The sequence below is a fragment of the Streptomyces sp. NPDC059668 genome (assembly GCF_042734135.1).
GTDB lineage: Bacteria > Actinomycetota > Actinomycetes > Streptomycetales > Streptomycetaceae > Streptomyces.
In genome coordinates this window covers 76,564-93,776 of the sequence record NZ_JBHWEL010000012.1, presented here as the reverse complement: position 1 = coordinate 93,776, position 17,213 = coordinate 76,564, and the positions used below count along the sequence as shown (strand labels likewise).

The following is a 17,213-nucleotide window of genomic DNA, read 5'->3' as shown; positions in this document are numbered from 1 at the left end:
CCGGCGATGGGCCTCTCCCACTTCCTCGCCGGGATCTACATCTCCTTCTGGATACCGATCGCGGTCCTCACCGCCGCCCTCGCCATCAAGCTGCCCAGCATCGTCAAGCTCTGGAAGGACCCGCTCCTTCGAGCCGTCGGCGGCCTCCTCGTCGTCGCCTGCGCCGTCTTCGTCTCCGCAGCGCCGCCGACGATCGCCTGGGCCAACCGCTTCACCGGCGTACCGAACATCGCGGCGCCCCTGCTCTACAGCCTGGTCACCGCCTTCAGCGGAGCCTGCCTGCTGATGATCACGACCTGGCGCAACGGCATCACCGGCCGCGCGGCCACCCGCCGTGCCACCCGCTGGGTCGTCGCCGTCTACGCCGGGGTGATCGTCGCGCTGTGGGTGCTGTTCGCGTTCGCCGACGCGCCCGCCGAGCGGATCCGGGACCTCGACACGTACTACGCCCGCACGCCGTTCATGCGTGAGCTGATCGTGCTCTACCTGCTCGCGCACACCGTGGCCTGTCTGATCACGTCCAAGCTGGTCTGGAACTGGATCCGTACGGACGGGCTCGACGTATGGCTGCGCGGCGGCCTGAAGTTCCTGGGCGTCGGCTACACGGTGAACCTGGTCTACGACGCCGCGAAGCTCTGCGCCGTCGGCGCCCGCTGGAGCGGTCACGACCTGGACCCGCTCAGCACCGACCTGGCCCCGCCGGTCGCCTCCCTCTCCGCCGTCCTGATCGCGGTCGGCTTCATCCTGCCGCACGCCGGCCAGTTCCTTCAGCGGCGTGCGCGCACCCGGCTCGCTCTCTGGCGGCTGCGGCCCCTGTACCGGCTGATGCGGACGGCCGCGGGCGGGCGCGTCCCCGTCAGACTCCGGGCCACCCCGGAACTGCGCCTGATGCGCCGCGAGACGTTCATCCGGGACGCGCTGCTGCACCTCGCCCGGTTCCTCGACGAGGACCTGCGGCACACGGCGTACGACGCGGCGGTCGGCCTGGGGTTCGAGGCCGGCCGGGCGCGGGCGCTCGCCCACGCGGTGACGGTCCAGGACGCCGTGGAGACCGGCAGGCGCACCCGGCGGGACGACGTCACGGCACCCCTCGTGGACCCGGACACCGAGAACCTGCTGGCGGAGATCGAGGCCGTGTCCCGGGCCCTGCGCCACCCCGCGGACCTGCGGGCGGTGCGCGCCGTCGCGGCCGTCCCGGCCGCGCGCGTCCCGGCCCGATGAGCGCCCGTCCCGCGCACCGGTCCGGCCCGCGCGAGCCGGGCCGGCACGGCCGGTTGTAGCCTCCCCGGGGATCAGACGTTACGAGGATGGAGTCCGCCGTGGCCCGCACCGCCGCCCGCCCCCGCATCGCACTCGCCACCTACCGGCCGGAGGAGGGCACGACGAGCGCGGACCGGGACCTGCCCGTGCTGGAGGGAGCCCTGGAGGACGCCGGGGCGCGGGCGGGGATCGTGCACTGGGACGATCCGGCCGTCGACTGGGCGGACTTCGACCTGGTCCTCATCCGCTCGACCTGGGACTACAGCTGGCGGGTCGCGGAGTTCGTGGCGTGGGCCGAGCGGGTCGCGAAGCTCACCCGGCTGGCCAATCCGGCGGCGGTCGTGCGGTGGAACACCGACAAGCGGTACCTCGGCGAACTGGCCGGGGCCGGGGTGCCGACCGTGCCGACCCGGTACCTCGCGCCCGGAGACCCCGCCGCCCTTCCGGACGACCACGAGTACGTCGTGAAGCCCACGTCGGGCGCGGGCGCGCGGCTCGCCGCCCGCTACCGGCCCGAGGAGCGGGAGACCGCGCTGCGGCACTTGGCCCGCATGCACGAGCGGGGGCTGACCGCGATGGTCCAGCCCTACCTGCGTGGCGTGGACACCTCCGGCGAGCGGGCGCTTCAGTTCTTCGGCGGACGCTTCCTGCACGCCGCCCGCAAGGGCGCGGTCCTCGAACCCGGGACGGCGTACGACGCGGACAAGGTCCCGCACCCCCGGCTCGAGGTCTGGCAGCCGACCCCGGCCGAACTCGCCCTCGCCGAGCGCGCGCTGGCCGCCGTACCGCACGGAGCGCACGGCACGGACGGGGACGCCCTGCTCTACGCCCGGGTCGACGTCGTCGACGGCGACGACGGGCAGCCGTGCGTCATGGAACTGGAACTGGTGGAACCCAACCTCTTCCTGTGGCTGCACCCGGAGTCGGTGCCCGTCGTCGCGGAGGCGGTCATCCGGGCCGCCCGCTGACGGCCACCCGCTGGAGCAGCCCCCAGGTGAACTCGGCCGCGCACTCCCGCCGTACCCCCGACGCGTCCGGGGCCGTGAAGGCGAGCCCCCAGCGGGTGGGGGCGGTGCCCTCCAGTGGCCGGGCGGGGGCGAAGGCGCGGGCGGCCTCGTCGACCGTGCAGGACCAGGGGGTCAGGTCGTCGAGGGTCCTCAGCGCCGGACCGGCGGTACCGGGTGCGCGGACCAGCCACTCGTTCCAGACCACCCCGTTCGGCAGGGCGAGAACCTCGAAGCGCAGGCCGGGCCAGAGCGGGACGGGCCACAGCAGGGCCTCGCAGGTGAGGTCGCCGATCCGGCGCGGTCCGGCCGACTCCGGGGCGCCGAGGACCGAGCGGTAGCGGTGGGCCGCGGAGCGGGAGCGCGGGGCGTGCAGCATCGCCTGCCAGCGCCGGTTGGCCTCGCGCATGTCGGCGAGGGAGACACCCAGTTCACGACGGGCGTCGTCGACGAGGTCCGGGTTGTGGTCGGCCATGCGGCGCAGCAGGACCAGTTGGAAGTCGAGCGGGGTGAAGGGTCCTGCGGGTCGCTTGGCGGGCATGGGGCCCATGATCGCGCATCGGGCCGGCGCACGGGCGGCGTCGCGCGGAAGGTCGTACGCCTCGCCGTCCCCACCACTCGAAACCAGCCCCCGGCACCTCACTGTCGCCCACCCATTGCCCCTCCAAGACCACCATGAGTAGCCTGTGTTCGTCATGCCGATCGTCTGTTGAAATTTCGAACATAGGGAGGGGGCCGGTTGTGGGACGCCTCGTACCTGCCGTGACCCGGGCTCTCGACATCCTCGAGCTCTTCCTCGACGGGGACGGCACGCTCTCCGCCCCCGACATCGTGCGCAGGCTGCAACTGCCTCGGACGACGGTGCACGAGCTGGTCACCACGCTCGCCGCCCGCTCGTACATCGTGCAGATACCGGGCCAGCCCGGACGCTACCGCCTCGGTGTGCGGCCTTACCAGCTCGGCAGCCGCTACGCCGAGCAGCTGGACCTCGCCGCGGAGGGCCAGCAGGTCGCCCGTTCCGTCGCCGAGACCTGCGACGAGACGGTCCATGTGGCGATCCTGGAGGGCACGGACGTCATCTACATCGCGAAGGTCGACTCCACGCACGCCGTGCGCATGGTGTCGGCGGCGGGTCGCCGGCTCCCCGCCCACTGCACCTCCGTGGGCAAGATGCTGCTCGCCTCGCTGCCCGGTCCGGAGCTGGCCTCCCGTGTCCCCGACGACGCGGACCTGGTCGCGATGACACCGAACAGCATCACCGAACCGGGTGCCCTGCGCGAGGCCCTGGCGGAGATCCGCCGCCGCGGCGTCGCCGTGGAGAGCCGTGAGTCGAACCCGGACGTGAGCTGTGTGGCCGCCCCGGTGCGCGACCGCACGGGGCAGGTCGTCGCGGCGCTGTCCATCTCCGTACCGATGATCCGCTGGAGCGACGACCGCCGTGCCGAGCTGGAGCAGCTGGCGGCGAAGGGCGCCGCCGAGCTCTCCGAGCGGCTCGGTCACCGGAGCGTGGTCGGATGACCGGCTTCGACGTCGCGATACGCGCCGACGCGGCCCTCGGTGAGGGTCCGACCTGGGACGCCCGCGAGCAGCGGCTGATCTGGGTCGACATCCTCGGCTCCCGCGTCCACACCTACGATCCCCTCTCCGGGCGCCGTACGGTCATGGTCACCGAGCAGCACGTGGGCGCGGCCAAGCCTCGCGTGGGCGGCGGCCTGGTGGTCAACCTCCGTGACGGCGTGGGGCTGTACGGTCCGACGGTCGCGTCCGATAAGTCCGGCCCGTCCGGTCCGCCCGGGGGGTTCCGCTGGCTGCACCGCGAACTCGTCCCCGGCCGCCGGGGCAACGACGCCGCGGTCGCCCCCGACGGCGCGCTCTGGGCCGGCAGCATGCGCTACGACGAGGGCCGGGGCGGCGGCGCGCTGTCCCGGATCGCCGCCGACGGCACCGCGCACACCGTCCTGGACGACGTCACCGTCAGCAACGGCACGGGGTGGAGCCCCGACGGGCGGCTGATGTACTACATCGACACCCCGACCCGGCGGATCGACGTCTTCGACGTCGGCGAGGACCAACTGCCGTGCAACAGGCGTGCGTTGGTCACCATCGATGCCGTGGAGGGTTACCCGGACGGGCTCACCGTGGACGCCGAGGGCTGTGTCTGGGTGGCGTTCTGGGACGGTGGCGCGGTCCGCCGCTACACCCCCGACGGCCGTCTCGACCGCGTGATCGCCCTCCCGGTCCGCCGCCCCACCGCCTGCGCGTTCGGCGGCGCCGACCTGACCGACCTGTACATCACCACGGCCCGAACCGGTCTGGTCGCCCCGCACCCCCTCTCCGGCTCGGTCCTCGTCGTCCCCGGCGCCGGGAAGGGCCTGGCACAGCCCGCGTTCGCCGGCTGACGGCTTCCCGGAAACCCGATCCCCCCGACGTCCCCGCCCAGTCACCGACCGGACGGGGACGATCAGGCCCGGCCGGCGATCACCGGCCGGGAGAGGCCACCGGCGTCACCGGCACCCCACCGGCCGCACTGCCCATGAGGGTCAGCCGCACCGTGCCCGGACCCGCGGGCGTGGTCCCGTCCGCCAGCACGGCGAGGGCCAAGGTGTTGGCACCCCGTGTGTTCAGCACCCCGTTCGGCAGCACGAAGGTGTGCTGAGGACCTACGTCGTTGATGTACTGGCCCAGGTTCCAGCCGTTCAGGAAGATCTGGACACGGTAGGCGCGGGACGGGTCGTCGGTGAGGGTGAGCCCGATCGAGGCGTCCACGGCGGGGTCGACCGCGAGCCGGAACCCGGTGCGGTACCAGCAGACCCCCTGGCCCCGCCGCGCCTGCGGGAACTCCACGGCCTTCCAGCCGCCGTCCGCGAACCCCGGCAGATGCCAGCCCTGCCGCTCCCCGTACAGACCGCCGTGGTTCAGCGGCCCGCGCACCGGGTCCGGGGCCGCCGCGCCCTGGATCCGCCAGGAGAGCGCGGGCGCGGCGCCACCGAAGGTCACGGCCGTCAGCCCGCGGGCCGCCTTGTGCGTGTCCTTGGCCGTGCCGTCCTGGTCGTGCTGCATCCGCCGCACCAGGACCGACAGCACGTGCGGCCCCTTCGCCCGGCGGACCTCCGACGGGACGGGGAAGGTGGCCCTGGCGGCCCAGGTCCCCTGCCGGACCGTCTTCTTGTCCGGCACCGGCATCCGGTGCGTGCCCAGCGGCTTGCCGTCCAGCCACGCCATCAGCAGCCCCTGCGTGCCCGTGACGTACGACAGGGACACCGACTCCGCGCCGGCCGCGTCCGCGAAATGACCCCGGTACCAGACGTCCCCGTAGTGGAAGCCGTAGTCGTCGGCGAACAGCACGGGCTGCCCGGCCGGTACGGGGGTGACGCTGTGCGAGGACGTCCGGTCGGCGGTCCGCCAGGCCGAGTCGTCGAACCGGGCGGCGGACTCCGGGTTCTCGGTGTGATGGCGCCACTTCCGCAGCGCGGGGAGCGCGACGGCTGGTACGCCGGGCAGCCGCCGCTCGGCCAGCCGGCTGCCGGACGGGGTCGCGCGGGTGCGCACCGCGCCCTGGTTCCAGACCACGCCGTCCACGCCGCGCGGCCCCCACACCTCCAGGTCCGCGGCCGTCACCGTGTCCCCGGTGAGGTGGACGGTCGTGCCGCGCAGGTCCGCGGTGCGCACCAGGGCCGGGCCGCGCACCAGGACCGGGCCCGACGGGGTGTCGTGACGCCACAGCCGCGCGGACGTCCCGTCGTCGGCGAGGAGCAGCAGGAGCGGCGCCGTGTCGCCGCCGCCCTCCACCAACACGCGTGTCAGGCCCTTGAGTTCGGCGTCGATACGCAGGAGGCCGTGTGCGTGCTCATGGCGCGCGCTGCCCTCCAGCACGGTGACCTTCGGCGCGCTCGCGCACTCCAGCACCGTCCAGGTCGGCTCACCTCGCCGCCCTGTGAACACCGCGATGTCCTGCCGTCCGGCGGCCAGCCGCAGCATGGGCTGCGCGCTGGAGTACCGCAGGGTCCGCCGCCCCAGGGAGAGTCCGGTGGCGAGCAGCCGGGCGTCGAGACCGGGGAGGGGCACCCGGACGCTCTCCCCGGCGAGCGTGACGGCGGCCACGACGTCGGCGGGCCGGTCGTTGCGCAGCACGTGGAAGTGCGCCTTGGTGTCGGGATTGACGAGGTGGTACGCCGTGATCCCGGCGAGGGCCCGCGACCCGCCGCCGTCGCCGACCGCGACGGCCGGCGCCCGGTCCAGTCTGGCGAGGTCGGGCACGGAGTGCAGGAGCTGCCCGATCTGGTGCATCGGGACCAGCTTCGGGGTCGGCCTGCGGGCCTCGTCGAGGGCGGCACCGTAGTCGTACGACGTGTAGACGACCGGCGCGGGCAGCCAGCCCCAGGAGGTGCCGCCGAAGGTCATGTAGACGTTGTGGATCTTGATGCCGTTGGCGATGTTGGTGAGGTAGAAGCGCCGCTCGTACGCCGCGTCCCGGGTCCGGGCCGACTCCGCGTACCCCTTGCCGTCGAACTCCACCCCGCCCCACGGGTCGAACCAGCCGCCGCCGAACTCGGCCAGGAACCCCGGGGTCCCGGGACTCGCGGTCGAGCCGCCCTTCGTCCCGCCGACGCCGTAGTAGCCCCAGTCCGGCGGCGGTTCGGCAGGGGACGGGTAGCCGTCGAACCCGTACAGGTAACGGCCCTTCTCGCCATGGGTGTCGAAGGTCCCGGGTGCCCAGTGACCGTTCCTGCCCTTGTCGTTGTGGAACAGCGGTACGTCGATGCCGTCGGCGCGGGCCTTGGCGTACAGGTGGGCCATGTAGTCGCGGCCGCGCGGACTGGTGACGTTGTTCGCGTACTCGTTCTCCAGCTGGTAGAGGACGATCGTGCCGCCGCCGTCGGTGTGGAGGTGCCGGGCCGCGACCCGGTTCACGGCGGTCAGCCACTCGTCGACGTGCGACAGATAGGTCGGGTCGGAGGTCCGGGCGGTGCCCCGGGTGGCCGTCAGCCAGCCCGGGAAGCCGCCGGCGTCGACCTCGGCGTTGATGTACGGGCCGGGCCGCAGGATCACGTACAGACCCGTCTCGGCCGCCGTGCGCAGGAACAGGCCGAGGTCGCGGACGCCCGTGAAGTCGTAGTGCCCGGGGGCGGGCGAGTGGTAGTTCCAGGAGACGTAGACGCTGATCGTGTTGTAGCCGTGGGCGCGCAGCTTCTGCAGCACGTCGCGCCAGAGGGAGGGGCTCGGCAGCCGGAAGGGGTGGACCTCGCCGGACCACAGCACCACGCGTCTGCCGTCGATCAGCAGGGAGTACTTGTCGAACCCGATGGTGTGCCGCCGTCCGTCGGCGCGGGGCGGTCCGGGCGCGGGCCCGGTGGGCACGGTGCCGGCCGCGTACGCGCCGCCGCCACCGCTGCCGCCCAGCGTGAGGCCCAGCGCGGCGGTGCCGGCGAGTGCGCTGAAGGTACGTCTGCTCAACACCATGCGGGGCCTCCCAGGGACAGCGGCGTCGCTGTGATCATTGTCCACAGCGATTCGTCCTATTCCGGTCATATGAGGTTCCCGGCGCGGCAAGGGTGGGCGGGCTCAGGCGCGGGTGACGGCGTAGGTGAGGAAGTCGGACCAGGTGACGGGGGAGAGGGTGAGGTGGGGGCCCTGGGGGTCCTTGGAGTCGCGGACGTGGACGGTGCGGGGGGAGGTGGCGACCTCTACGCAGTCGTCGCCGGAACCACCGCTGTAGCTGGACTTGCGCCAGGAAAGGGCTACTTCGACGCAGTCGCCGGAGCCGCCGCTGCTGCAACTCGACTTGAACCACGCCAGTCCGCTGGTGCTCATAGGTCTCCTCGCATGCGCTGCAAGAGGCTCAGGGCGTCTTCGAGAGTGAGAGCCTGTGAACGCATCCTGGCATACCGCATCTGGAGCATGCTGACGACCTTCGGATCGGCGATTAGCTGGCCGCTCTCCTGCCCCTCGCAGTAGGCGAACCAGCGGTTGTCGGGTGTCTCCAGCAACCTCATCGGACCGTCGAGCCCCGCATGTGTCTCCCGTACCTGCGGCATGACCTGGATCTCGACGTTCCGCAGCTGGGCGATCTCCAGGACGTGATCGATGAGTCCTCGTGTGACCTCCACCCCGCCCGTGCGCCGCAGGAGCACGCCTTCCTCCAGGATGAAGCCGAAGGCCGTGTTCGGCCGTTCCCGCAGCAGTCGCTGGCGTTCCGCCCGGGCCGTCCACTGCGCTTCGATCTGTGCGTCGTCCAGTGGGGGCAGCTGGTTCGTGAACAACGTGCGCGCATACGCCTCCGTCTGCAACAACCCCGGAATCAACCGGCACTCGTACGTATAGAGGGTGATCGCGGTCGCCTCCAACCGTGCCCATCGCCGGAACCACGCCGCGAGCCCCGGCTGCCGTGCCAGATGCCCCGCCGCCTTCCGTAACGCCCCGGTGTTCCCCAGTACCTCCTCCGCCCGCTCGACGAACGTCGGGTCCGGCATGCGGCGCCCCAACTCCACGGACGCCACCGTGTGTCTGGAGAACCGCACCCGTTCGCCGAACTCCTCCCGGCTCAGCCCCGCGTGCTCCCGCAACGCCTGCACGACCGCACCGAACGTCCGCAGACTGTCGGACGATTCCGGCTCGCCACCCGTCCCCACCGCACCCTCGACCGCCATGGTCACCTCCCGTGGCCATGGTCACGCCCCGTGACCGGTACTGTCCACCCCGTCACCGCGTACGCTTCCCCGGCGTACGCGGCGCCGACCTGGTGAAGTGCCCCCGGCGACCGGCAGATTGGGGGCATGACCGCACCACCCACCCCCCGGCGCCCGGTTACCGTACGTGTGTTCACGCAGCGTCTCAGTGCCACTCCGCGCGGCGCCCGCCTCGCCCGCCGCCTCGCCCTGGAACAACTCCGTGCCTGGGGCATCCCGCACGGGACGGACGCCTCCGACGCCGCCGCCGCGATCGTCGCCGAACTGGCCGCCAACGCGGTGACCCACGGCCGGGTGCCCGGCCGCGACTTCGAGCTGCGGCTCTCCCTCGTCACGGGCGGTGTCCGGGTCGAGGTGAGCGACACGCGGGACGGGCCGCGTCCGCCGGGACCGGGCGCCCTGCCGCCCGCGGACCCGCTCGGCGAACAGGGGCGCGGGCTCGGCATCGTCGAGGCGCTCGCCGCCCGCTGGGAGGTGCTGGACCGGGAACCGCCCGGCAAGACGGTCCGCGCCGAGATCGACCTGCCGGCCCGGCCGGCCCGGACCGGACGGGCGGACGGGGCGTGAACGGGACGGAGCCCCCCACCGCGAGGTCAGCCTGCGGGCGCGCCGAACCACCTCGGCATCACGTCGAGCAGATCCTTCTGGTCCTCGCCGGCCCAGGCCACATGACCGTCCGGCCGCAACAGGACGGCGGGCACGTCCAGTTCCCCGCCGGTGTCGACGACGTGGTCGACCCGGTCCGCCCAGCCCGTCACCCGGAGCCGGCCCGTCCCGTCGAGCAGCAGCCCGCGGCCGGCGTGCATCAGCCCGTAGAGACGGCCCCGCTCCAGCCGCACGTCCCGCATCCGCCGGCCGAGCAGGTCGTGCCCCGCGCCGAAGTCGTAGCGGACCCCGACCGCGGTGATCATCTCGGTGACGTACCGGTTCACCTCCTCGAAGTCCATCAGCTTCGAGAACAGTTCGCGCAGCGCGGTCGCCCCCGGGTCGGTCCCCAGCAGTGTGATCTGCGCGCGGGTGTTGTCCAGCACGCGGGCGCCCACCGGGTGGCGTTCGGCGTGGTAGCTGTCCAGGAGGCTCTCCGGCGCCCAGCCACGGACCTCGGCGGCCAGTTTCCAGCCGAGGTTGAACGCGTCCTGGACGCCGAGGTTGAGCCCCTGGCCGCCGGTCGGCGGGTGGATGTGCGCCGCGTCGCCGGCCAGCATGACCCGGCCGACCCGGTAGCGCTCGGCCTGCCGGGTCGCGTCGCCGAACCGCGACAGCCGGCGCGGCGAGTGCACGCCGAAGTCGGTGCCCGCGACCGCCCGCAGCCGCTGCCTGAACTCCTCCAGGGTCGGCTCGCTCGCACGGTCCTCCGCCACGCCCTCGGCGGGCACGACGACGCGGTAGGTCCCGTCCCCGTTGGCGATGGTGCCGAACCGCAGCTGGGTCCTGCGGACCTCCGCGACGACGGCCTCGACCGTCGCCCGGTCCTCGGTCATCTCCACGTCGCCGAGCAGTGTCTCGACCTTGGCGGGCTCGCCGGGGAAACCGACACCGAGCAGCTTGCGCACCGTGCTGCGCCCGCCGTCGCACCCGACGGCGTACCGCGCCCGCAGCCGGGTGCCGTCCGCGAGATCGACACTCACGCCGGCGCCGTCCCCGTCCCCGTTCCCGTCGTACTGGCTCAGCCCGACCACCTCGCGGCCGCGCCGGATCTCCGCGCCGAGTTCGAGGGCGCGCTCGTGGAGCAGGCGCTCGACGACCGGCTGCGGGGTGGAGAGGCCGTACGGGTGCGCCGTGTCCACCCCGTCGGGCCACGGCTTGTGGATGCCGCCGAAGAAACCGCCGACCCGGAACGTCTCACCGACCGCGAGGAACCGGTCCAGCAGACCGCGCTGGTCCATGATCTCGACGCTGCGCGTGTGCAGGCCGCGCCCGCGGAACTCCGTGGTCGGCTCGGACAGCTTCTCCAGCACGACCACCCGCACACCGTGCAGCCGCAGTTCGCAGGCCAGCATCAGCCCGGTCGGCCCGCCGCCGACCACGATCACGTCAATCATCAGGACGCCCGTTCAACGAGGGGATGTCGGCCGGCCGCTCCGTGCGCGAGCCCGCGCGCAACCCGACGTCATACGCGGGCAACAGCGCACGTACGTCGTGAAGTGGGCATTTACGCAGGTTCCGGCCCCGGTCGACGATTCTGCGGTACGACCGGGGCCTTGCCGCAAGCCCCCTGGCGCGCTATACGTTGAAGAGGGCAAGGAGCGGGAGTTCTCCTTGCCCTTCGTCGTCCCCGCGGCCCGGGAGGATCTCCCGCCGCCCGTGTCCGCCCTAGCCGACCTGGTTGTACATCGCACCGGCGGCCGGCCAGCCCGTCGGCTGCGGCGCGGGCTCCGGTTCCGGCTGGGTGCGGCCCCGTACCTGGGCGGCGGTCAGCCCGCCGTTGCGCAGGCCCGGTATTCCGGTCTGGCCGAGCCCGGTGGCCGGCGCCGGGGTCATGCCGGGCATACCAGGCATGCCGGGTGCGCCGGGCATGCCCTGCATGGGCGGCGCGGACATCGGCGGGGGCTGCATCTGGGCCACCGCCGGCATCGGCGGGGGCGGCATCTGGGCGACCGCGGGCATCGGCGGGGGCGGCATCTGGGCGACCGCGGGCATGGGCTGCTGCTGCGGCGGGGCGGCCGGGGGCATGGGGGCCATGGGCGGCATCATGGCGGCCGCCGGGGCGGGCATCATGGCGGCGGCCGGGGCGGGCATCAGACCGGGCATACCGTCGGGCATACCGCCGGGCAGTTGTGCCGGAGCCTGCGCCGGGCCCGGCCAGGTCTGCGCGGGCGGCAGGCTGGGCATCGCGGCGGCCTGCGCGGCCAGCGGCATGCCGACCCCGTTCGTCTCGCTGATCAGGCGGTCGACCGCCGCCGTGCCCGAGCTGTAGCCGGTCCCTGTGCTCGGCTCGGACACGACGGCTCCCCTCCTGGACCCGTAGAGCACCTGTTCCAGGCCGGACACCAGGCGACGCACGTCCACCTGGGGGCGCACCACGAGTCTCAGGAAGCGACTGGAGGAACCGATCTTGTTGCCGCACTCGCGGACCAGGATCCGGTGCTCGGTGAGCAGCCGGTCGCGGACGACGGTGCCCTCGGCACCCACGGGCAGCCGTACGAAGAGGAAGTTGCCCTGCGAGGGGTAGACCGTCAGGCCGGGCAGCGCGGTCAGCTGACGGGCCATGTCGAGCCGGTCGCGACGCACCAGGTGCAGGCTCTCCATGTACTCGGCGCCGTGCTCCTTGAGCATGAAGACCACGGTCTCCGCGAAGGAGTTGAGGTTCCACTTGGGCAGCATGGAGCGGATCTTGCCCGCGAGCGCGGGGTTGGCCACGAGGTAGCCGAAGCGGATGCCGTGCAGGCCGAAGTTCTTGCCGAGGCTGCGCAGCACGATGACGTTGGGCCGCAGCACCGCCTCCTCGACGACACTCGGCTCGTTCTCCGCGTCGGCGAACTCCAGGAACGACTCGTCGATGATCACCAGGTCCAGGTCCTGGAGCGCGTCCATGAAGTTCACGACCGTCTGCCGGCTCAGGAAGCCGCCGTCCGGGTTGTTGGGGTTGCAGATGACGGCGACCCGGGTGCCCCGGGCGCGGATGAACTGGATGTACTTCGCGGGGTCCAGGGCGAAGCCCGTCGACTCCTGGAGCGGGAACATGTCGACGCGCTTGCCGGTCTCCATCGGCTGGTCGGTCCAGCGGCCGAAGGTGGGGACGGGGATGGCGAGGGACTCGCGGACCAGCAGGTGGTCGATCCAGGTGATCAGTTCCGTGGAACCGTTGCCCATGGCGACACAGCTCGGCGGGAGCTGGAGCAGCGCGCACAGCTCGGCCGTGATGGTGTCGGCGCTGCTCGGGTAGTACGTGATGATCTCGCGCAGCCGCCCGGCCAGTTCGTCGAACATGCCGGGCGTGGGGAAGTACGGGTTGCACGGGATGCAGAAGTCGATCGGGCCGACTCCATCGCTCTCGCGGGCGAGCGCAGCCATCGAGGGGCTGTGCGCCGCAGTGCCGCGGAACAGCGAGGCGACGTTGTCGGCCATGGAACCTCCGTCTCTGGGCGGCCCGTGCGGGGGAGCACGGGCCGCCCTCTCATACGGAGACGGGGGTGGCGCTGTTCAACTCGTGAGGATCCGGTGAGGGTCCGCGCACCGGGGCAACCTCAAGGCCTTCGACGGCGTCCGGCACTGGATTCCGGGGGCGTTGGACGCTGGTTCAGGCGCTGGTTCAGGCGCTGAAGGAGTGCACCGTCGTCGTGCGGTACGTCCGGCCCGGGCGCAGCACCGTCGAGGGGAACGAGGGCTGGTTCGGCGAGTCCGGGAAGTGCTGGGTCTCCAGGCACATGCCGTCGCCCTGCCGGTAGGTGTGTCCGGAGGTGCCCACCAGGGTGCCGTCCAGGAAGTTGCCCGAGTAGAACTGCACGCCCGGCTGGTCGGTCGCGATCTTCAGGGTGCGGCCGGAGTCCGGATCGCGCAGGGTGGCGATGTGCTCGGGCCGGGCGGTGACGCCCTTGTCGAGCACCCAGTTGTGGTCGAAGCCCTTGGCGGTGACCAGCTGGGGGTGGCCGGCCCGGATGTCGCGGCCGACCGGCTTGGCACGCCGGAAGTCGAAGGGGGTGCCCGCGACCTTCGCCAGCTCACCGGTGGGGATCAGGCCGGCGTCGGTGGGGGTGAAGCGCCCTGCGGCCAGGGTGAGTTCGTGGTCGTAGATGCCGCCGCGGCCCTCACCGGCGAGGTTGTAGTACGTGTGGTTGGTGAGGTTGACGACCGTCGCCTTGTCGGTGGTGGCCTCGTAGTCGATGCGCCAGTCACCGTGCCGGTCGAGGGTGTAGGTCACCTTCACCCGGAGCGTGCCCGGGTAGCCCATCTCGCCGTCGATGCTGGTGTAGTGCAGGTGCAGGCCGACATCGGAGCCGGAGGTGAAGCCCTCGACGTCCCAGACCTTGGTGTTGAAGCCCTTGGCCCCGCCGTGCAGGCTGTTCACGCCGTCGTTGACGGAGAGCTGGTAGGTCTTGCCGTCGAGCGTGAAGCGCCCGCCGGCGATGCGGTTGCCGTAACGGCCGATCGTCGCACCGAAGAACGTCGTACCGGCTACGTAGGACGCCAGGTCGTCGTATCCCAGGGAGACGTTCGCGTAGTGGCCGTGCCGGTCGGGGATCTCCAGGGACTGGACGATCCCGCCGTAGGAGATGACCTTCAGACGTGTGCCGCCGTTCGCGAGCGACCAGCGGTGGACCTTCGTGCCGTCGGCGAGCCTGCCGAAGAGTTCCTTGACCGGCTTCCCGCCCCCGGTGCCGGCGTGCGCCGTGCCGACGGTGGCGGCGGTGACACCCGCGGCTGCGGCCGCGGCGATGATCGTTCGTCTGCTGGTTTCCATATACGGCTCCTGCAGTGGAAGTTGAAGGCCCCCACCGAAGTGGGGGCCCTAGCGACTTACGAACCGACCTTGCGCTTGTTCCACACGTCGAACCCGACCGCGGCCAGCAGTACCAGACCCTTGATGACCTGCTGCCAGTCGCTGCCGATGCCGACGAGGTTCATACCGTTGTTCAGCACGCCCAGGACGAGACCACCGATGATCGCGCCGAGGACCGTGCCCACGCCGCCGCTCATCGACGCGCCGCCGATGAACGAGGCCGCGATCGCTTCGAGTTCGAAGTTCAGACCGGCCTTGGGCGAGGCCGCGTTGAAGCGGGCGGCGAAGACCAGACCCGCCAGGGCCGCGAGCATGCCCATGTTCAGGAAGACCAGGAAGGTGACCTTCTTGTCCTTCACGCCCGACAGCTTCGCCGCCGGGAGGTTGCCGCCGATCGCGTAGATGTGGCGGCCGATGACCGCGTTGCGCATCAGGTAGCCGAAGCCGGCGACCAGGACACCGAGGATCAGCAGGACGACCGGAGCGCCCTTGTAGCTGGCGAGCAGCATGGTGACGGTGAGCACGGCGGCGATCAGCGCGACGAGCTTGAGCAGGAAGAGGTTCCTGGGCAGGACGTCGAGGGAGAACTCCTGCTGCCGCTTGCGGTCACGGACCTCCTGGAACACCACGAAGGCGATCAGGCCGATGCCGAGCAGCAGCGTGAGGTTGTGGTAGTTCGTGTCGGGCCCGACCTCGGGCAGGAAGCTGTTGGCGACCTTCTGCAGACCCTCGGGGAAGGGGCCGATCGTCTGGCCCTTGAGGAAGATCTCGGTCAGACCGCGGAAGGTCAGCATGCCCGCCAGGGTCACGATGAACGACGGGATGCCGAGATACGCGATGAGGAAGCCCTGCGCCGCGCCCGCGGCCGCGCCGATGGCCAGGCACAGCACCAGGGCGAGCGGCCAGGCGAGGTCGTGGTTGACCATCAGTACGGCGCCGATCGCGCCCACGAACGCCGTCAGCGAGCCGACCGACAGGTCGATGTGGCCCGCGATGATGACGAGCATCATGCCGATCGCGAGGATCAGGATGTAGCTGTTCTGCAGCACCAGGTTGGAGACGTTGCGCGGCAGCAGCAGGTCGCCGTTGGTCCACACGGCGAACAGCACCACGATCAGACCGAGGGCGAACAGCATGCCGTACTGCCGCATGTTGCGGCGCATGCCGTCCAGCATCAGCTGGAGCAGGCTCTCTCCCGTGTCCGAGCCGCTCTTCCCGGCCGGCGCGGGGGCCGGCGTCTTGGCGGTCACATCCGTGCTCATCGGGTTACCTCTTTGTCCTTTGTCATCTGACGCATCAGCGTTTCCTGCGAGGCTTCCGCCCGCGAGAACTCACCCGTCAGCCGTCCCGCTGCCATCGTGTAGATGCGGTCGCACATGCCGAGCAGCTCCGGCAGCTCGGAGGAGATGAAGACGACCGCCTTGCCCTCGGCCGCCAGCCGGTCGATGACCGTGTAGATCTCGAACTTGGCGCCCACGTCGATCCCGCGGGTCGGCTCGTCCAGGATCAGCACCTCGGGGCCCGCGAAGATCCACTTGCTGAGGACGACCTTCTGCTGGTTGCCGCCCGACAGCTTGCCCACCGGCTCGAAGACGGTCGGCGCCTTGATGTTCATGGACTTGCGGAAGCCCTCGGAGACCTGCCGCTCCTCGTGCTCGTCGACGATCCCGCGCTTGGAGACCTTGTCCAGGGCGCTGAGCGTGATGTTGCGGTTGATCGTGTCGATCAGGTTGAGGCCGTAGTGCTTGCGGTCCTCGGTGACGTACGCGATCCCGTGCCCGACCGCCTCGGACACGGTCTTCGTCCGGATCTCCTTGCCGTCCCTGAGCACCGTGCCGCTCGCGTAGCGGCCGTAGGCGCGCCCGAAGACGTTCATCGCCAGTTCGGTGCGCCCGGCGCCCATGAGCCCGGCGATGCCGACGATCTCACCGCGCCGTACGGAGATCGACACGTCGTCGACCACCTTGCGCTGCTGGTCGATCGGGTGGAACACGGTCCAGTCGCGGATCTCCAGGGCGGGCGCGGCGCCCTCCTCCGGGTGGTGCGGGGTCCGCTCCGGGAAACGGTGCTCCAGGTCGCGGCCGACCATGCCGCTGATGATCCGGTCCTCGGTGGTCTCCGCGGCCTTCACGTCGAGCGTCTCGATGGTCCGCCCGTCGCGCAGGATGGTCACCGAGTCCGCGACCCGCTCGATCTCGTTCAGCTTGTGGGAGATGATGATCGAGGTCATCCCCTGGTTCTTCAACTCCAGGATGAGATCCAGGAGTTTGCCGCTGTCCTCGTCGTTCAGGGCGGCGGTCGGCTCGTCCAGGATGAGCAGCTTCACCTTCTTCGACAGCGCCTTCGCGATCTCGACGAGCTGCTGCTTGCCCACGCCGATGTCGGCGACCCGGGTCTGCGGGTTCTCGTCGAGCCCGACCCGCCGCAGCAGCTCGGACGCGTGCCGCAGCGTCTCGGACCAGCTGATGAGCCCGCGGGTGGCGTGCTCGTTGCCGAGGAAGATGTTCTCCGCGATGGAGAGGTAGGGCACCAGGGCCAGCTCCTGGTGGATGATCACGATGCCGTGCTGCTCACTGGCCCTGATGTCCTTGAACGTGCAGACCTCCGACTCGAAGAGGATGTCCCCTTCGTAACTCCCGTGCGGGTGAACGCCGGAGAGGACCTTCATCAAGGTCGACTTGCCGGCGCCGTTCTCCCCGCAGATGGCATGGACCTCGCCCTGCTGGACGGTCAGAGTGACGTCCGACAGCGCCTTGACGCCGGGAAAGGTCTTGACGATCGAGCGCATTTCCAGGACGGGTCCCGCCATGGTCGTGCCTTCCA

At 71.4% G+C, this 17,213-nt stretch carries 14 protein-coding genes; 5 read left to right on the top strand and 9 right to left on the bottom strand.

Annotated features, from left to right (window positions below; all coding sequences use genetic code 11):
- The first annotated feature begins 6 nt into the window (after positions 1 to 6).
- Both ACFV2J_RS12295 and ACFV2J_RS12290 read left to right on the top strand, forming a co-directional pair.
- Positions 7 to 1,221 (top strand): MAB_1171c family putative transporter, encoded by a 1,215-nt coding sequence (locus ACFV2J_RS12295; RefSeq protein WP_385438415.1) that lies wholly within the window; start codon positions 7 to 9, stop codon positions 1,219 to 1,221.
- Between the two features lie 86 nt (positions 1,222 to 1,307).
- A complete protein-coding gene (locus ACFV2J_RS12290; protein WP_385087864.1) occupies positions 1,308 to 2,228 on the top strand; it encodes a RimK family alpha-L-glutamate ligase in 921 nt (306 codons plus the stop codon).
- Here the strand turns inward: ACFV2J_RS12290 and ACFV2J_RS12285 are convergent.
- Positions 2,209 to 2,814 (bottom strand): hypothetical protein, encoded by a 606-nt coding sequence (locus tag ACFV2J_RS12285; protein WP_385087866.1) that lies wholly within the window; start codon positions 2,812 to 2,814, stop codon positions 2,209 to 2,211. The two genes, ACFV2J_RS12290 and ACFV2J_RS12285, sit on opposite strands and share 20 nt — an antisense overlap.
- A gap of 191 nt (positions 2,815 to 3,005) precedes the next feature.
- On the opposite strand from ACFV2J_RS12285, the gene ACFV2J_RS12280 reads away from it, so the two are divergent.
- Entirely contained in the window at positions 3,006 to 3,782 is a 777-nt protein-coding gene (locus ACFV2J_RS12280) for an IclR family transcriptional regulator (protein WP_385087868.1), read from the top strand.
- Complete coding sequence (locus ACFV2J_RS12275) at positions 3,779 to 4,663, top strand: SMP-30/gluconolactonase/LRE family protein (RefSeq protein WP_385087869.1); 885 nt, start codon at positions 3,779 to 3,781, stop codon at positions 4,661 to 4,663. Before ACFV2J_RS12280 ends, ACFV2J_RS12275 begins: the two co-directional genes overlap by 4 nt.
- A gap of 79 nt (positions 4,664 to 4,742) precedes the next feature.
- Here the strand turns inward: ACFV2J_RS12275 and ACFV2J_RS12270 are convergent, their stop codons facing one another.
- From ACFV2J_RS12270 to ACFV2J_RS12260, 3 genes are all read right to left on the bottom strand, one after another.
- Positions 4,743 to 7,724, bottom strand: a complete 2,982-nt coding sequence (locus tag ACFV2J_RS12270) for a beta-galactosidase (protein WP_385087871.1) — start codon at positions 7,722 to 7,724, stop codon at positions 4,743 to 4,745.
- A 102-nt stretch (positions 7,725 to 7,826) separates the two neighbouring features.
- On the bottom strand, positions 7,827 to 8,075 hold the full coding sequence (locus tag ACFV2J_RS12265; protein ID WP_385087873.1) for a DUF397 domain-containing protein: 249 nt from the start codon (positions 8,073 to 8,075) through the stop codon (positions 7,827 to 7,829).
- A complete protein-coding gene (locus tag ACFV2J_RS12260; RefSeq protein WP_385087875.1) occupies positions 8,072 to 8,911 on the bottom strand; it encodes a Scr1 family TA system antitoxin-like transcriptional regulator in 840 nt (279 codons plus the stop codon). Before ACFV2J_RS12260 ends, ACFV2J_RS12265 begins: the two co-directional genes overlap by 4 nt.
- Before the next feature lie 126 nt (positions 8,912 to 9,037).
- Here ACFV2J_RS12260 and ACFV2J_RS12255 point away from each other — a divergent pair, with 126 nt between their 5' ends.
- Positions 9,038 to 9,517 carry an ATP-binding protein gene (locus ACFV2J_RS12255; protein ID WP_385087877.1) on the top strand — a complete coding sequence of 160 codons (480 nt, stop codon included), beginning with the start codon at positions 9,038 to 9,040 and terminating at the stop codon, positions 9,515 to 9,517.
- A 26-nt stretch (positions 9,518 to 9,543) separates the two neighbouring features.
- Here ACFV2J_RS12255 and rox read toward each other — a convergent pair whose 3' ends face one another.
- The 5 genes from rox to mmsA all read right to left on the bottom strand — a co-directional run bounded on the left by rox (position 9,544) and on the right by mmsA (position 17,199).
- Positions 9,544 to 10,992 (bottom strand): rifampin monooxygenase, encoded by a 1,449-nt coding sequence (gene rox / locus ACFV2J_RS12250; RefSeq protein ID WP_385087878.1) that lies wholly within the window; start codon positions 10,990 to 10,992, stop codon positions 9,544 to 9,546.
- Between the two features lie 271 nt (positions 10,993 to 11,263).
- On the bottom strand, positions 11,264 to 13,018 hold the full coding sequence (locus ACFV2J_RS12245) for a pyridoxal phosphate-dependent aminotransferase (protein ID WP_385087880.1): 1,755 nt from the start codon (positions 13,016 to 13,018) through the stop codon (positions 11,264 to 11,266).
- Positions 13,019 to 13,202: 184 nt separating this feature from the next.
- Positions 13,203 to 14,351, bottom strand: a complete 1,149-nt coding sequence (locus tag ACFV2J_RS12240) for an aldose epimerase family protein (protein ID WP_385092087.1) — start codon at positions 14,349 to 14,351, stop codon at positions 13,203 to 13,205.
- A 56-nt stretch (positions 14,352 to 14,407) separates the two neighbouring features.
- Positions 14,408 to 15,652, bottom strand: a complete 1,245-nt coding sequence (mmsB, locus tag ACFV2J_RS12235; protein WP_385438406.1) for a multiple monosaccharide ABC transporter permease — start codon at positions 15,650 to 15,652, stop codon at positions 14,408 to 14,410.
- Positions 15,649 to 17,199: a multiple monosaccharide ABC transporter ATP-binding protein gene (gene mmsA, locus ACFV2J_RS12230; protein WP_385092090.1), complete on the bottom strand. Its 1,551-nt coding sequence runs from the start codon at positions 17,197 to 17,199 to the stop codon at positions 15,649 to 15,651. The genes mmsB and mmsA overlap by 4 nt, the downstream gene beginning before the upstream one ends.
- Positions 17,200 to 17,213 lie beyond the last annotated feature (14 nt).

What these genes read in the sequence shown, in the direction of transcription:
- ACFV2J_RS12270 (WP_385087871.1), bottom strand. Translation starts at nt 7,724, where the DNA reads ATGGTGTTGAGCAGACGTACCTTCAGCGCACTCGCCGGCACCGCCGCG.
- ACFV2J_RS12285 (WP_385087866.1), bottom strand. Translation starts at nt 2,814, where the DNA reads ATGGGCCCCATGCCCGCCAAGCGACCCGCAGGACCCTTCACCCCGCTC.
- mmsA (WP_385092090.1), bottom strand. Translation starts at nt 17,199, where the DNA reads ATGGCGGGACCCGTCCTGGAAATGCGCTCGATCGTCAAGACCTTTCCC.
- rox (WP_385087878.1), bottom strand. Translation starts at nt 10,992, where the DNA reads ATGATTGACGTGATCGTGGTCGGCGGCGGGCCGACCGGGCTGATGCTG.
- ACFV2J_RS12240 (WP_385092087.1), bottom strand. Translation starts at nt 14,351, where the DNA reads ATGGAAACCAGCAGACGAACGATCATCGCCGCGGCCGCAGCCGCGGGT.
- ACFV2J_RS12255 (WP_385087877.1), top strand. Translation starts at nt 9,038, where the DNA reads ATGACCGCACCACCCACCCCCCGGCGCCCGGTTACCGTACGTGTGTTC.
- ACFV2J_RS12260 (WP_385087875.1), bottom strand. Translation starts at nt 8,911, where the DNA reads ATGGCGGTCGAGGGTGCGGTGGGGACGGGTGGCGAGCCGGAATCGTCC.
- mmsB (WP_385438406.1), bottom strand. Translation starts at nt 15,652, where the DNA reads ATGAGCACGGATGTGACCGCCAAGACGCCGGCCCCCGCGCCGGCCGGG.
- ACFV2J_RS12275 (WP_385087869.1), top strand. Translation starts at nt 3,779, where the DNA reads ATGACCGGCTTCGACGTCGCGATACGCGCCGACGCGGCCCTCGGTGAG.
- ACFV2J_RS12265 (WP_385087873.1), bottom strand. Translation starts at nt 8,075, where the DNA reads ATGAGCACCAGCGGACTGGCGTGGTTCAAGTCGAGTTGCAGCAGCGGC.
- ACFV2J_RS12290 (WP_385087864.1), top strand. Translation starts at nt 1,308, where the DNA reads ATGGAGTCCGCCGTGGCCCGCACCGCCGCCCGCCCCCGCATCGCACTC.
- ACFV2J_RS12245 (WP_385087880.1), bottom strand. Translation starts at nt 13,018, where the DNA reads ATGGCCGACAACGTCGCCTCGCTGTTCCGCGGCACTGCGGCGCACAGC.
- ACFV2J_RS12295 (WP_385438415.1), top strand. Translation starts at nt 7, where the DNA reads ATGGGCCTCTCCCACTTCCTCGCCGGGATCTACATCTCCTTCTGGATA.